General features: G+C 64.8%; 14 protein-coding genes. 13 read left to right on the forward strand and 1 reads right to left on the reverse strand.

All coding sequences use genetic code 11. From position 1 onward, the window contains the following. Nucleotides 1-386: 386 nt before the first annotated feature. From ACPEE1_RS11220 to ACPEE1_RS11280, 13 genes are all read left to right on the forward strand, one after another. Entirely contained in the window at nt 387-752 is a 366-nt protein-coding gene (locus ACPEE1_RS11220) for a hypothetical protein (RefSeq protein WP_182341729.1), read from the forward strand. 128 nt (nt 753-880) lie between these two features. Beyond that, nucleotides 881-1210: a hypothetical protein gene (locus ACPEE1_RS11225; protein WP_198424322.1), complete on the forward strand. Its 330-nt coding sequence runs from the start codon at nt 881-883 to the stop codon at nt 1208-1210. Further along, nucleotides 1207-2157 (forward strand): CorA family divalent cation transporter, encoded by a 951-nt coding sequence (locus ACPEE1_RS11230; RefSeq protein ID WP_423932638.1) that lies wholly within the window; start codon nt 1207-1209, stop codon nt 2155-2157. The genes ACPEE1_RS11225 and ACPEE1_RS11230 overlap by 4 nt, the downstream gene beginning before the upstream one ends. An 87-nt stretch (nt 2158-2244) precedes the next feature. Beyond that, entirely contained in the window at nt 2245-2571 is a 327-nt protein-coding gene (locus tag ACPEE1_RS11235) for a hypothetical protein (RefSeq protein ID WP_182341726.1), read from the forward strand. Then, nucleotides 2568-3521: a CorA family divalent cation transporter gene (locus ACPEE1_RS11240; protein WP_423932642.1), complete on the forward strand. Its 954-nt coding sequence runs from the start codon at nt 2568-2570 to the stop codon at nt 3519-3521. The genes ACPEE1_RS11235 and ACPEE1_RS11240 overlap by 4 nt, the downstream gene beginning before the upstream one ends. Continuing rightward, nucleotides 3518-4426 (forward strand): CorA family divalent cation transporter, encoded by a 909-nt coding sequence (locus tag ACPEE1_RS11245; RefSeq protein ID WP_182341722.1) that lies wholly within the window; start codon nt 3518-3520, stop codon nt 4424-4426. The genes ACPEE1_RS11240 and ACPEE1_RS11245 overlap by 4 nt, the downstream gene beginning before the upstream one ends. Nucleotides 4427-4578: 152 nt before the next feature. After that, entirely contained in the window at nt 4579-5772 is a 1194-nt protein-coding gene (locus ACPEE1_RS11250) for a porin (protein ID WP_182341720.1), read from the forward strand. A gap of 89 nt (nt 5773-5861) precedes the next feature. After that, nucleotides 5862-6935, forward strand: coding sequence for a sensor histidine kinase (locus ACPEE1_RS11255; RefSeq protein WP_182341718.1), 1074 nt, complete (start codon nt 5862-5864; stop codon nt 6933-6935). Next, the gene (locus ACPEE1_RS11260; RefSeq protein WP_182341716.1) at nt 6932-7540 is read left to right on the forward strand and encodes a response regulator transcription factor; all 609 of its coding nucleotides are present in this window, start codon (nt 6932-6934) and stop codon (nt 7538-7540) included. Before ACPEE1_RS11255 ends, ACPEE1_RS11260 begins: the two co-directional genes overlap by 4 nt. 375 nt (nt 7541-7915) lie before the next feature. Beyond that, nucleotides 7916-10024, forward strand: a complete 2109-nt coding sequence (gene efeU / locus ACPEE1_RS11265; protein ID WP_182341714.1) for an iron uptake transporter permease EfeU — start codon at nt 7916-7918, stop codon at nt 10022-10024. A 45-nt stretch (nt 10025-10069) separates the two neighbouring features. Next, nucleotides 10070-11413: an iron uptake transporter deferrochelatase/peroxidase subunit gene (gene efeB, locus ACPEE1_RS11270; RefSeq protein ID WP_423932646.1), complete on the forward strand. Its 1344-nt coding sequence runs from the start codon at nt 10070-10072 to the stop codon at nt 11411-11413. 140 nt (nt 11414-11553) lie between these two features. Further along, on the forward strand, nt 11554-12393 hold the full coding sequence (efeO, locus tag ACPEE1_RS11275) for an iron uptake system protein EfeO (protein ID WP_198424321.1): 840 nt from the start codon (nt 11554-11556) through the stop codon (nt 12391-12393). 130 nt (nt 12394-12523) lie between these two features. Then, nucleotides 12524-13030 (forward strand): DUF6882 domain-containing protein, encoded by a 507-nt coding sequence (locus ACPEE1_RS11280; protein WP_116924014.1) that lies wholly within the window; start codon nt 12524-12526, stop codon nt 13028-13030. 31 nt (nt 13031-13061) lie between these two features. Here the strand turns inward: ACPEE1_RS11280 and ACPEE1_RS11285 are convergent, their stop codons facing one another. After that, complete coding sequence (locus tag ACPEE1_RS11285) at nt 13062-13418, reverse strand: VOC family protein (RefSeq protein ID WP_232539357.1); 357 nt, start codon at nt 13416-13418, stop codon at nt 13062-13064. Between the last annotated feature and the right edge of the window lie 242 nt (nt 13419-13660).

Raw genomic sequence — 13660 nt, forward strand, 5'->3', positions numbered from 1 at the left:
ACCTTCGTATATCGCCCCCATCCCAATGGCGGTGGCATCTACCCCAAAGACCAGTGGCGATTGGCGCGCCAGCCTGCGAGAATTCTTTTTGTCGTCGCGAAAGACCTGCACTGTCGCACAACGATGACGCTCCGCCCCGGTCCATGTAAGCGCCCGACGATTGCCGCCGATGCGCACCTCAGTTGTTGAAGCACGACATGGGCATCCGCAGAACTTTTGACCTGGAGAAAAGCCATGGACCCCGATCCTGAGCCTGACATGCGCTGCTGCAAGCGCCGCCTCCCTTTGCAGTGCACCACCACCCCCTATCGGGCCATCGCCCCAAGTCCATCTCGCGCCTGAATGCATGAGAGGCCTTGGCGAGGCGCTGCCCCAAGGACCTTCTCATGCTGTTTTTTCACTCCCCATCCACCGCGCTTTTGCAGCGCGTCATCCGGGCCGCTGTGGCGTCTGACGCCTCTTCGGTGCTGCCCGCCTTTCTGGCATCCCAGGGCGACAAGCCATTCGCCCAGGCGCTGTCGGGCCTCTCCGGCCCGGTGGCAGCCGATGCACTGGCAATGCTGCCCACCGCTGACCGGGCACGGGTGGTCGCCCTCTTGAGCCGGGTTGCCCGTCAGCGCCTGCAGGGCCTTGACCGCCCAGCCAGGTTGACGGCTTACCGGCCCTCGGGCCGCTCCCGCGCGCTGTGCTGGCTAGGGGGCCCACGGGCCGATTTGCCCGCAGACCGGTCCGCCGCGAGCGCCCGCCGTTAGCACCTGCGCTGCGCGTTGCCACACGCGGCGCCTGCAGCCCTTTTCTTGCCAACCCGCTATCCCGCCAGCCCCTGGCACGCGCTTTTGCGCGCCAGGGCCGGGCAGGGCTGCGCCAACCAGGATGCACCATGCCATCTTCCCAATACCCGTCGCCCGGTGGATTACCACTGCCGGTCAACACCGAGCGGGCCCTCCATGGCCTCGTCTGGAGCCGGCCTGCACGCCGCCCCTTTGCAGTGCCGCCGCAGCGGCCCCGGCACTGGTCACGCTATGAGCGCCTGTCCTTGTCGATGCTGGGTCTTACCTGGGGCATCTTGTTGCTTGCCGTGGCAGCTTTGCATTTTGGCAACTACCACCGGGATACCAAGACCTCGTCCACCTCGGGCTCGCACGCGGGCTTTTACGAAAGCGCGCGTTCTCTCACATCCGATGCATCCGTGCAGGAGCCGTCGCCATGAGTATGCAGCGTAGCTCCCACCTGTTCCAACCCGCTGCCGATGCCAACGGGGACGCTGTGCCCCAGTGGCTGCGGATCCGTGCCGATGAGCCTGGCAAGCTGGCAGACATCAAGCAAAGCCTGGGGCTGGACATAGCCTACGGCCTGCAACGCAACCTGAGCCAGGATGGCGAGTTCAGCTACTTTGCGATCACGTTTTTAGGCGTGGAGCAAGGCTGCAAGAGAGCCAGTCGCGTCATTTTTGTGCTTGGCCGGGACATGCTCCTTTCTCTGGAGCCCAGCGACGCACCCCAGGCGCTGGAGATGGCGCAAGCCAGGATGCAACGCCAAGGCCATGGAGCGCGGGCATTCGAGAGTTTTGTGCTGGTCCTGCAGGCCATCAATGATGCGACCGATGCGTTGCTGGACTCGCTCAACAGCGATCTGGGGCGCGTGCTGGTGCAGACCAACGCGGTGCTGGGCAGCCTGGAGGCGCGGGACCGCGATTTTGGCGTAAGCGATGTGGTGGCAGCGCAGCTGGACCTGGGCGAGGTCGAAGAGCTGCTGTCCGATTGCCTGGAGAGCCAGCTGCAGCTGGCGCTGGCGGCCCGCCATGCGCTGGCGCGGATGCCCCTAGCTGATGCGCCTCTCCAGCCGCTGCTTAGCACCTTGATCGAAGACATCGAGGCCGTGGAGGAGCATGTGAGCTTTGTGCATGACCGGGTGCGCCTGCTCCAGACCACCAACAACATGGCGCTGAACGTCAAGCAAAACCAGATCGTCAAGGTGTTCTCCGTCGTGACGGCCCTGTTCCTGCCCGCGATGCTGATCTCTACCTACTACAGCATGAACGTTGCCCGCATGCCGATCCTTGAGTGGCAATACGGCGAGCCCTTCACCATCGCCCTGACGGCTGGGTTGGCGCTGCTGCCGCTGCTCTATGTCAAACACCGCGGCTGGCTGCGTTGAGCGCAGCGATGCCATTGCAAAGACCACATTTCTGCTTGCCGCAAGAAGCAGTGCGAAGTCTGTGACCCCCTACCTGGAGTATTTCTGATGCCGCCAACGACTGACAAAATTAGCTTTAGCTACACCACGCTCAACCGCCAACTCGAAGGCCTGGTGTGGAATGCCGACCTGAGCTTGCAAGATGCTAGCCAGGCCGCATCGCAGCGCCGCCAGGCGATCAACGAGGCACGTGCCAGCCGCCCGCGTACCGCGCAGATTGAGCGCGAAATCATGATCGCGGTGATCGTGCTGTATGCACTCATCCTGGGCAGCTTTGCCGCGCTGCATCTGTATGGGGGCTATGTGCTGGACCAGCAGGACAGGGCCAAGCAAGCCGCTGAACCCGCGCCGACCGCCAGTGAGGTGCAGCGATGAGCGAGGCCCGTATCCACTGCCACGCGGCCGGTGGCCTCATAGACGCCCGCCTGGCCCAGGCCGGCTGGCTGCGCCTCAACGCCCAGCAGGGCGAGTCGCTGGCGGCTGCGCAGCGTCTGCATAGGCTCAACCTGTCCTGGGAGCGCGGCCGGGCGGCAACGCAGGAAGGCGACTTTATCGTCATCCCTTTGGAGCTGGTCCTGCTCCAGGACGAGGCGTTCCGGGAGACGGTCGTGCTTTTTGCGCTCGGCAAGGAGCGGCTCATCAGCGTGGAGCAGGGCCCGCGCCTGCATGCCCTGGACCAGGCTGGCGAGCAACTGCTCGCGTCCATGGGCGATGGCTGCGCCCTCGACCCCTGCACAGCGATGTTCTGCATGCTCGACGCACTCAACGACGCGGCCCATGCCAGCTTGCGCGATATCGCCGCGCGCCTGGACGAGCGCAGCGATGCCGTGGCCGCGGCCAGCGGCGGGTTTGACACCGCCAAGCGCCAGGCAGGGGTGGCGGATATCGCCAGCACCGCCATGGCACTGGGTGAGGCCGAGGAGCTGGTGGCCAAGGCGGTTGAGGGGCAGTTGATGCTGGCGCGTGCAGGCCGTTGGCTGCGGCGCGCGGCAGGCGATGCACACTGGGGGCAGCGCTTGCCGGTGCTGCTGTCGGACATCCACAGCCTGCGGCGCTATGCCCGGTTTCAGCATGACAAGATCCGCAACCTGCAGCAGTCACTGATGACGACCCTCGATATCAAGCAGAACCAGGTGATCAAGGTGTTCACCGTGGTCACCGCTGTTTTCACACCTCCCACCCTGGTCGCTGCGTTTTACGGGCAGAACTTTGCCTACATGCCCGAGCTGGCGCTGCCTTGGGGGGAGTGGATGGTCATGGGGCTGACAGGCCTGTTCGCGCTGGTGCCGCTGGCCTACATCAAACGCAAGGGGTGGATGCGATGACGTGGGATCAAACCTTGCCTCTATGGACGCGCCTGCATGCCGCCAGCCCCCAGGCGCTCGATGACCTGGGCAGGCGCCATGGCATCGACCTGCTGCCAACAACCGCGCAGCGCCAATGGGGTGCGGGTGCTGCGATGCGCATCCGATGCGCGCGCGTGCAAGACGGGAGGGTGCTGGTGGCCGATCTGCTGTGGCACCAGGCTGCGGATGCGCAGGCGCTCTACACGGTCGAGACAGGCTACCGCATGCTGCGCCCGGGTCAGGCGCTCGAGCGCTTCAAGGCGCAGGGCTTGCCTGCGGGCAGCGCGCATGCCGTCGCGCTGGTGCTGCTGCACCAGTTGCTGGGCCAGACCGGTCTGGTGCTGGACGGCATCGACAAGGGGCTGGCGACCTCGATGCGCTCGCTGCGGAGCTTCCAGTTGACGGTGGGCACGCCCGGCACCCGGGGTGCCCAAGACCTGACCGATGTAGACAGCCATCTGTCCATGCTCCACCGGCCGCTGTCGGTGGTTGTGCAGGCGCTCGATGACCTGGCCCAGGCAGCCATGCAGCTGCGCCGCGGTGCTTGGCAGGGATCACAGCTGCAGAGCATTCATGTGGATGCGCTGCTGGCCGAGATCGAGGGCGTACAGCGGCGGGCTCGCTGCATGCTCGATCGCCAGCGCTTCCACCGCCGTGCGGCCGAGGAAACGGTGGCAATGAGCGACCTGAATGTGACCAAGGTATTCAGTGTGCTCTGGGCGGCCTTTATTCCGGGTACGGCCCTGATCAACTGGTATGGCCAGAATTTTCGGGTGATGCCCGAGCTGTCCTGGCAGGGCTCGCTCTGGATGCAGTTGCTCGCCGTATTGGTGCTCACCGCCATCCCTGTCTGGATGGTCAAGCACTCGGGCACATTGCGATGACAGCACCAAGTCCATTGCATCGGTTGTTTTTGCGCCATTGCCTCACCCGCCGTTTGCCCTTTATCTTTCACCTGCCCCTTTTTCAGCAGCCAGGCCGCTGCGCCCGTCGCAGGATGCGACAGCGCCCTGGCCGCGCCATGACCGAGCCCGCTATGTCGCCATTGTTTTTTCCCAGGGTCGCCTTGCGCTCGGCCCCGCCCCGGCAGCCATCCGTCCGCCGGGCTTGGGCCCGTACGCTGTCCAGCGGTGCAGCCGCACTGGCCGCCGCAGCCGCAATGCCAGCCCTGGCGCAGACCAGCCTGCGCCTGTATGGCACGGTCGATGCCGCCATCGGCTGGACCCGGGTGAGCGGGGCGCCAACGCAAAAGAGCCTGCTGAGTGGCGGCCAGTCCGATTCGCTCTGGGGCCTGCAGGGCCGCGAGGCACTGGGTGGCAGCAGCTACGCCGCCTTTGCGCTGGAAGGCGGCCTGGATGCCACCCACGGCGCGCCCGATGACCCGGCAAGGCCGTTCAACTACCAGTCCTGGGTGGGGGTGGGCAATGCGAGCCTGGGCGAGCTGCGCCTGGGGCGCCAGTACACCGTGGGCCAGGCCTTTGTCAGTGCGATCGAGGTCGGGTCCTGGAAGAGCTTTGGTGTGGGCGCCTTGTTGCGGGCCTCGGACAACTACCAGGTGTCCCAGCAGATCAGCTGGCGCAGCCCGCAGTGGGGCGGTGTACAGCTGGGCGCCAGTTACAGCTTTGATGCGGGTGACGCGCCAGCCGCAGGCACGACGGGCAGCGCCACCCACAAGCTCTACAGTTTGGCACTGCGCTATGAGGACGGCCCCTGGCTGCTGGCTGCGAGCTGGGAGCAGGCCAATGCCGTCCTTTTGCACGCTGGCTTGGCGGGCCGGCACCCCAGTGCCGCGCAACTGGGTGCCAGCTACAACTTTGGCGTGGCACGCCTGGCGGCGGGCTGGAGCCGCCAGCGCAATGGCTTTGTCGGGCGCAATGGCGGCGATGGTTCGGCGGATTTGCAGGCGGCCGGGCTCAAGGGGCTGGGGCCGATCGAGTTCATCGATGGCGGCCGCCTGGACGCGCTCTATCTGGGTGTGTCCATCCCTCTGAACCACGGCGAGCTGCAAGCACAGTGGTCCCAGGCGCGGCCCAACTGGGATTGGCAGGACAGCGGTGCGCGCGCGAAAACCAGCCAGGTGATGTCGTTGGGCTATATCCACCCGCTGTCGCTGAGCACCAGTGTCTATGCCTTTGTTGCCCATGGGCGTGCCTATGCACTGGATGCGGCCGTGGATGCCAGCCAGACCACCGTGAGCCGGGTGGCTTTTGGACTGAACACCCGTTTTTGATGTGGGGGGCCTTTGGTCCCACGTTGCCGTTGACGTGGTAGCCTTTTGCGATCCCTGCAACCCAGCGCCGCTTTGTGTGCGTGTTTCTGATGACGACCCCGTTCCTGCCACCCCAACTCTGGCGCCGCCCAGGCCTGCACGTCATGGCGATGGTGCTCGCGCTGGTGCTGCTGTTTCTGATCGACACGGCGACCCGTTACGAAGTGGCGGTGTCGGTGTTCTACACCGTGGTCATTGTGGCGATGGCCCATGTGCTGGCCTTGCGGGGGCTCATGGTGCTCACCGGCAGCTGCATTGCGCTGACTTGGCTGAGCTTTTTCATCACCCGCTATGGCGACCTGCGCGCAGGCCAGATCAATATGCTGATCAGCACGGTGGCCATTCTGATCACGGGCTACCTGGCCTGCAGGGCGGAATTGGCGCGCGCGGCCGCCCATGAGGCCCAGGCCAGGCTCTTGCGCATCTCGCGCATCCACAGCCTGGAGGGCTTGACCACCTCGATTGCGCATGAGCTCAACCAGCCGTTGGCAGCGATCGTGACCAGCGGCCATGCCTGCCAGCGCTGGATGGAGCAAGACCCGCCCAACCTGGACAAGGCCCGGCAGGCGCTCTTGCGCATTCTGGGCGATGCCGACCGGGCCAGCGCCATCATTGGCCGGGTGCGCAAGCTCAGCAAGGGCGAACCCGCCAGCCCCAGGCCCTTTGTCTTCAACGCCGCCGTGCGCGAAGTGCTGGCGCTGTCCCAGGCGGAGATACAGCGACTGGACATCGCGATGCGTGCCGATCTGGCCGCTGGCCTTCCCCTGGCGCTGGCCGATCCGGTGCAGGTCCAGCAGGTCATCGCCAATCTGGTGCTCAATGCTATGGAGGCCACGGCCTTGGTGGATATAGCGCGCCGCACCATCCTGGTGGAATCGCTGCAGCTGCAGGACAAGCTGGTGTTTCGGGTATCGGATGGCGGCCCGGGCCTGCCCGCTGGTGCGCAGGAGCAGGTGTTTGAACCTTTCTGGACCACCAAGCATGAGGGCATTGGCGTGGGGCTGAGCATCAGCCGCAGCATTGTCGAGAGCAATGGTGGCCATATCTGGGCGGAGCCCCATCTACAGGGTGGGGCGGTGTTTGCATTCAGCGTGCCGGTGGCGCCGCAGGAGGGCCTGGCATGACGGAAGCTGCGATGGTCTATGTGGTCGATGACGACCACTCGGTGCGCGCCGCGCTGGAGGATCTGCTCGCCTCTGTCGGCTTGCCTGTGCGCTCCTTCGCCTCTGCGGCCGAATTTCTGGCGCATCCGCCCGCTGATGCGCCCGCCTGCCTGGTGCTCGATGTGCGCATGCCCGGGCAAAGCGGCATGGAGTTCCAGCGCCAGATGCAGAGCCTGGGCCTGCTGCTGCCCGTGGTCTTCATCACCGGACACGGCGATATTGCGATGGGCGTCAAGGCCATCAAGCAGGGCGCCATCGACTTTCTGGCCAAACCTTTTCGGGACCAGGATCTGCTCGATGCCATCCACCACGGCATTGCGCAAGACCGCGCCCGGCGCCTGCAGGATGCGGACCGGGCCGAGAGCCATGGCCGCTGGCAGGCGCTCTCCGAGGGCGAGCGCGAGGTGGTGCGGCTGGTGGTGCAGGGCCTGCTCAACAAGCAGATTGCGCACCAGCTGCAGCTGAGTGAGGTGACGGTGAAAGTGCGGCGTAGCAATGCGATGCGCAAGCTGCAGCTGAGCTCAGTGGCCGATCTGGTGCGCCTGACTGAAAAGCTGGGCGTCTAGCTGCTGGCCAGGACCCCAGTGCGGTGCGGGAGAGGAGCCGAGGCTGAAGCCAGCCTTACGCCATGATGGCGGCATGGGTGTTTCTTGGATGGCCGGTGCTATCTAATTGATAGCTTCAAAGCCATGTGCGCGATGATAAGATATGCGTTTTTGCTTGTAAATGCTGTGCCCGCGTGTAGGCGGCCTTCGGTTGCGCTGACTGCGACGGCGATTTGGTCTTAACATGCTGCACCTGCCTTTGCTGCATCGCCGCATTGTCTGCCTGCGGCTGGCCGTGGGCCGTTCGGCGCGGTTGGGCATTTATCGACAGAACTGAGAAAGATCAGCAGGCGGCGCGGCCCTTGGCATGCGCCCCCGGCTTGAGCAACACATTACATGCTGGTTCCTTTTTTGATTATGTTGCGCGAGGGCATTGAGGCCGCGCTGATCGTTGGCATCATTGCCAGTTTCCTGCGCCACACGGGCCGCGCCCGCCTGATGCCCGCCGTTTGGGCCGGGGTGTTTCTCGCGCTGGGCCTGTCGCTGTTTGTCGGCGCTGGCCTGCAGTGGATGGCGGCCGAGTTTCCGCAAAAGCAGCAGGAGCTGTTTGAAGGCCTGGTCGGTTTTATCGCCGTGGGCATGCTGACGGGCATGGTTTTCTGGATGCGCAAGGCCTCGCGCTCGATCAAGGGCGAGTTGCAGGCCTCGGTCGACAAGGCGCTCAGCACCTCGGGCAGTGCCAGCTGGGCGCTGATCGGCATGGTCTTTCTGGCCGTCGCCCGCGAAGGGGTGGAATCGGTCTTCTTCTTGCTCGCCATCTTTCAGCAAAGCTCGGGCTGGGGCGCAGCGGCTGGCGCCTTCCTCGGCGTGGCGCTGTCGGTGCTGCTGGGCATTGGACTCTACAAAGGCGGTGTGCGCATCAATCTGCGCCAGTTCTTCCGCTACACCGGCGTCTTTATCTTGGTGGTCGCGGCTGGCCTGCTGGCTGGTGCGGTGCGCCGCCTGCATGAGGCTGGTGTCTGGAACCAGCTGCAGCAAGTCGTGTTCGATAGCAGCGGTGTTTTGCCCGAGGACAGCCCGCTGGGCGTGATTCTGGGCGGCCTGCTGGGCTATATGCATGCGCCAGTCGTCGGCGAAGTGCTGGCCTGGGCGCTGTACCTGGCCGTGACCTTGGTGATGTTTTTCTGGCCGGTCAAGGTGGCGCCTGCTGTGGCCGGCGTGCCTGCCGCGCCCACCCGCGCCGCTGCACCGACCCCCGTGCCCGCTGCAGAATCTGCGCCGCGTCTGGGCCCGGTGGTGCTGGGCAGTGTGGTCGTGTTCCTGCTGGGCGCTGCTGCCTTCTGGCAGGCATCGACCGCGCCGCATGCCAGCGGCGCTGCTGCGGGTAGCGCCACCTCAGCCGATGGCGTGCCAGTGGTGACCATTGAGATCAACCAGGGCACCTGCACCCCCAATGCGGTGACGGTGCCGGCAGGCAAGGTGATCTTCCGCATCGTCAACCAATCGCAGCGCGCGCTGGAGTGGGAGATTCTGGACGGCGTGATGGTGCTCGAAGAGCGCGAGAACATTCTGCCAGGCATGACGCAGCAGCTGAGCGCTCGCCTGGTGCCAGGCAATTACGAGATGACCTGCGGCCTGCTCAACGCCGCGCGTGGCAGCCTGACGGTGACGACCTCGGACGCCTTCAAGGCCGAGGCGGCCAAGCCGCCGGTGACCGCCTTCCTGGGCGCACTGGCCGAGTACCAGGTCTATATGCTGACCGAGACGGCCAGCCTGCAAGAGATGGTCGATGCGCTGCAGCAGCGCCTGGCCCACCCGCTGGAAGCCGGCGCGATGCCGCAAGACGGCTACCCCGCCGATGCGCAGCAGCTGGCAGCGCTGGCGCGTGGCCAGTACCAAAAGCTGGCACCGCTGGCGGTGCAGTATGGTGATTTGAATGGCCGCATCGATGCGCGTGCCGCAGACTTTGCGCTGCGCGACAAGGACCCGGCCTTTGTGGGGCTGCAGCGCATTGCTGCTGGCCTGCAAGCGGGTGAGGCGGCAGACCAGCTGCTGCCGCTGGCCACCAGCTTGCAGCAGGATGTGCAACAACTGGCCCAGCGCCTGGGTGACGCGGCCTTGCAGCCCCAGTCGATTGCTGCCGCTGCGGCCAAGGCGCTGGAGCGCGCCTCGACGCTGATCCCTGGCGAGGCGACCACGCCCGAGCAGGGCCTGGCCGTGCTGCAGTTTTTCTACGGCAGCTGGGCTGCGGCCAACAAGGCCCAGCAAGTGCTGGGCCCCGTGCTGGCCAATGCCAACCCGGGCCTGAACCAGCAGCTGCAAGACAGCCTGGCCAAGCTGCGCCAGCGCATGCAAGAGCTGGGCGTGCCCGCCGATGACAGCCAGGTGGGCGACACAGCCGGCACCGCGCTGAACCCGGTGCAGTGCCAGAACCTGGCCCAGGCGCTCTACCAGGCATCGCAAAGCATGGCCAAGGTCAATGCAGCGCTGGGCTTGCAGCCCTGAACTTTCCGCCTTCTATTTCTACAAATAACACACAGAAAGCACCACATGTCTTTGTTCAAGAACAGGAACGCGTCTCAATCCGCAGCTCCGGGCAGTACCGACCCCGCCAGGCGGCGCTGGCTGGGGGAAGCCGCTGGCGTCATGGGCGCCGGCGTGCTGGCGGGCATGCCTGCACGCCAGGCGCTGGCTGCGGAAGACGCCTCGCCCGGCAATACCCAGGTGGCCGATGCGCCGCACACCAGCGTGTCGCAGCAGCGCGTGCCGTTCTACGGCAAGCACCAGGCCGGTATCGTCACGCCCCGGCCGCTGGCCGGCATGTTGGTCAGCTTTGATGTGCTGGCCAGCAACCAGGCGGAGCTCGAGCGCCTGTTCAAAACCCTGACCGAGCGCATCCACTTTCTGACCCAGGGCGGCGCGCAACCAGTGCTCGATCCCAAGCTGCCGCCGGCTGGCTCGGGCATTTTGGGCCCGGTGGTGCAGCCCGATGCACTGACGGTGACCGTCGGCGTGGGCCACAGCCTGTTTGATAGCCGCTTTGGTCTGAAGAACCAGTGCCCCAAGCGCCTGACCCCCATGCAGCAGCACCCCAATGACGCGCTGCAGGCCGCGCTCTGCCATGGCGATCTGTCGATCCAGTTCTGCGCCAACACGCCCGATACCAATATCCATGCGCTGCGCGACATCATCAAGAACCTGCCCGATCTGCTGATGGTGCGCTGGAAGCAGGAGGGCTCGGTGCCGCCGATTCCCGCCGCCGTGGGCCAGCCCGCAGAGAGCGCGCGCAACTTTCTGGGCTTCCGTGATGGCTCGGCCAACCCCCAGTCCGATGACGACGCGATGATGCGCCGCATTGTCTGGGTGCAGCCCGAGTCGGACGAACCCGCCTGGGCCGCTGGTGGCAGCTACCAGGCCGTGCGCATCATCCGCAATTTTGTCGAGCGCTGGGACCGCACGCCGCTGGGCGAGCAAGAGGCCATCATGGGCCGCGACAAGGACAGCGGTGCGCCGCTCGATGCGCGCAAGAAGACCGAGCACGACACGCCCGACTATGCGGCCGATCCCGAAGGCAAGAAGACGCCGATGGATGCGCATATCCGCCTGGCCAACCCACGCAACCATGGCAGCGAGGCCAACCTGATCCTGCGCCGCCCCTTCAACTACTCCAATGGCGTGACCAAGTCGGGCCAGCTGGAGATGGGCCTGCTGTTCATCTGCTACCAGGCCGATCTGGAAAAGGGCTTTGTCACGGTGCAAAAGCGGCTCGATGGCGAGCCGCTCGAAGAATACATCAAGCCCATTGGCGGCGGCTTTTTCTATGTGCTGCCGGGCGTGGCCGACGCCCATGACTGGCTGGGACGCGGCCTGCTGGCCGCTGCCGCCAAGGCCTGATCTCGTTTCCTAACCAGCCACTGGTGTCTGTACTGCAAGGCCTGGGCGCGTCCATCTTCATGAAGGACGCCAGCCTGGGTTGGGCATTGGGATGCTGGAAGCCAAAAATTATCAATCTAACAGTATCTAGGAGTTCTCGTATGTCCATGCGTCGCCAATTCTTGCAAGGCCTGCTGCTGGCCGGCAGTGCCAGCGTCATTCCCCTGTCCAGCTGGGCAGCAGACGGCGTGTCTGCGCTGGAGCTGGTCAAGCCGCTGGCCGAGTACAAGCTGTACGTCAACACCAACCTGCGCGAGCTGGTCAAGGGTGTGCAGGCCTTTACCGATGCGGTCAAGGCCGGCAAGGTCGAAGAAGCCAAGAAGATGTACGCCACCGTGCGTCGCCCTTATGAGCGCATCGAGCCTATCGCCGAGCTGTTTGCCGATCTGGACAAGAGCATGGACTCGCGCGCCGATGACCATGAAAAAGCCGAGAAGGACCCGGGCTTCACCGGCTTCCACCGCATCGAGTACGGCCTGTGGGTCGAGAAGAGCACCAAGGGCCTGACCCCCTTTGCCGACAAGCTGCTGGCCGACGCCAAGGAGCTGCAAAAGCGCGTGAGCGGCCTGACCTTCCCGCCTGAAAAGGTCGTGGGCGGCGCTGCGGTGCTGATGGAAGAGGTGGCTGCCACCAAGATCTCGGGTGAAGAAGAGCGCTACAGCCACACCGACCTGGACGACTTCCAGGCCAACTTCGAAGGTGCGGACAAGATTTTTGAACTGTTGCGCCCCTTGGTCGAGAAAAAGGACAAGGCCTTTGTCGAGAAGACCGCATCGAACTTCAAGACCGTGTTCGACATCCTGGCCAAGTACCGCAAGCCCGATGGCAGCTTTGAGCTGTACACCAAGCTGAATGAGGCCGACCGCAAGATCCTGGCCGGCCGCGTGAACACGCTGGCCGAAGACCTGTCCAAGCTGCGCGGCATGCTTGGCCTGAACTGATAGCGCCCTCAGCTTGCTGAACGATGGACCGCACCTGTGCAAGGGGCGGTTTTTTTAGGGCCGACGCGGTTGCTGACCAGCAGGCCCGGATTGGCCGACAATGGCGGCTGCATTTTGAACCGCTAGCGCTATGAACGACACCACCACCAGCCCCAAAGGGGGCGAGACCGACTGGGCCGCCTGGAGCCGCGAAGCCGTCGAGACCATGATGGCCCGCAATACCGAGTGGCCCCGCCAGTTTGGCCTGCACAGCGCGCCGCACTACCACTGGGATCTGCAAAGCGCCAGCCTGGTGCTGCAGGCGCCCTTGCATGAGGTGCAGGGCACCGTCTGCCTGGTGGGTACCAGCAGCGAGAGCGAAGGCAGCTTTGTGTGGAGCTGGGCCAATGCCAATATCCCCGCCCAGCATGGCCAGGCCTTGGAGGTCGTCCACGACTTTGGCCGCGAGCACCAGCTGGCCTTGCTGACCACCGCAAGCATCCCTGGCGGCCGGCCCGAGGCAACCGAGTGCCTCTGCATTGCCGCCCGGCTGCAGCGCGCCATTGGCACCTTTATCGACCAGCAAGGCGATATCACGCTGTACTTCAGCATCCTGCATCTGCAGGTGGTGCAGAACCCGGACCAGGCGCTGCAGTAAAGGTTTGCCGCCCGCAGCTTGCCGCCGGCAGCTAGCTGCCTGCCGGGCAATGCAAGCCCAGGCTGCAACCAAAGGGGTCCAGCAGCATGGCCGCTGTGGCCCCCAGGCTGGTCGTCATCGGCCCCCGGTAGAGCCGCGCGCCATGGGCCTGCAGGCGCTCGATAGCAGCGCCCAGATCAGCCACCTCCCAGTACACCGTCGTGCCGCCCACCCCGCCCGGGCATTTGCCATCGGCGGGATGAAAGCCGATCAACAGGCCCGGGCCCTGCACAAAGGCATAGTGCGCGTTCTCGTGCTGCACCTCCGTGCCCAAGAGCTGGGCATACCAGGCGGCTGCGGCATCGATATCGGCGACAAACAGCACGACGGAGTCCAGTTTTTTGAACAAGGCTATTCTTTGCTTTGAGGGGGAGGTGGTGGGCTGCGCGATTGTGGCATGGCGCAGCGGGGCGTGAGCTTCGGTGCAGTACATCCGCGGTGTTTGCTTCATACAAACACTCATTCAGCCTAAGGCAGATATTGTGTTGCATTGACCGGTTGAATTCACAACCCGTTGCAGCGGGCCGCTTCACAAAGCTGAACTACAGCAGCGCAGCGATTGCCGTCCTCGCTTTCGTCATCCGAGCCCGA

Origin of the sequence: Comamonas sp. 23 (genome assembly GCF_049601575.1) — a bacterium.
Classification (GTDB): domain Bacteria; phylum Pseudomonadota; class Gammaproteobacteria; order Burkholderiales; family Burkholderiaceae_C; genus Comamonas; species Comamonas squillarum.

Excerpts from the sequence above, each read along its gene's own strand:
- ACPEE1_RS11250 (WP_182341720.1), top strand. The coding sequence starts at position 4,579 with ATGTCGCCATTGTTTTTTCCCAGGGTCGCCTTGCGCTCGGCCCCGCCC.
- ACPEE1_RS11240 (WP_423932642.1), top strand. The coding sequence starts at position 2,568 with ATGAGCGAGGCCCGTATCCACTGCCACGCGGCCGGTGGCCTCATAGAC.
- ACPEE1_RS11225 (WP_198424322.1), top strand. The coding sequence starts at position 881 with ATGCCATCTTCCCAATACCCGTCGCCCGGTGGATTACCACTGCCGGTC.
- efeB (WP_423932646.1), top strand. The coding sequence starts at position 10,070 with ATGTCTTTGTTCAAGAACAGGAACGCGTCTCAATCCGCAGCTCCGGGC.
- ACPEE1_RS11260 (WP_182341716.1), top strand. The coding sequence starts at position 6,932 with ATGACGGAAGCTGCGATGGTCTATGTGGTCGATGACGACCACTCGGTG.
- ACPEE1_RS11230 (WP_423932638.1), top strand. The coding sequence starts at position 1,207 with ATGAGTATGCAGCGTAGCTCCCACCTGTTCCAACCCGCTGCCGATGCC.
- ACPEE1_RS11255 (WP_182341718.1), top strand. The coding sequence starts at position 5,862 with ATGACGACCCCGTTCCTGCCACCCCAACTCTGGCGCCGCCCAGGCCTG.
- ACPEE1_RS11245 (WP_182341722.1), top strand. The coding sequence starts at position 3,518 with ATGACGTGGGATCAAACCTTGCCTCTATGGACGCGCCTGCATGCCGCC.
- efeU (WP_182341714.1), top strand. The coding sequence starts at position 7,916 with ATGCTGGTTCCTTTTTTGATTATGTTGCGCGAGGGCATTGAGGCCGCG.
- efeO (WP_198424321.1), top strand. The coding sequence starts at position 11,554 with ATGTCCATGCGTCGCCAATTCTTGCAAGGCCTGCTGCTGGCCGGCAGT.
- ACPEE1_RS11280 (WP_116924014.1), top strand. The coding sequence starts at position 12,524 with ATGAACGACACCACCACCAGCCCCAAAGGGGGCGAGACCGACTGGGCC.
- ACPEE1_RS11235 (WP_182341726.1), top strand. The coding sequence starts at position 2,245 with ATGCCGCCAACGACTGACAAAATTAGCTTTAGCTACACCACGCTCAAC.
- ACPEE1_RS11220 (WP_182341729.1), top strand. The coding sequence starts at position 387 with ATGCTGTTTTTTCACTCCCCATCCACCGCGCTTTTGCAGCGCGTCATC.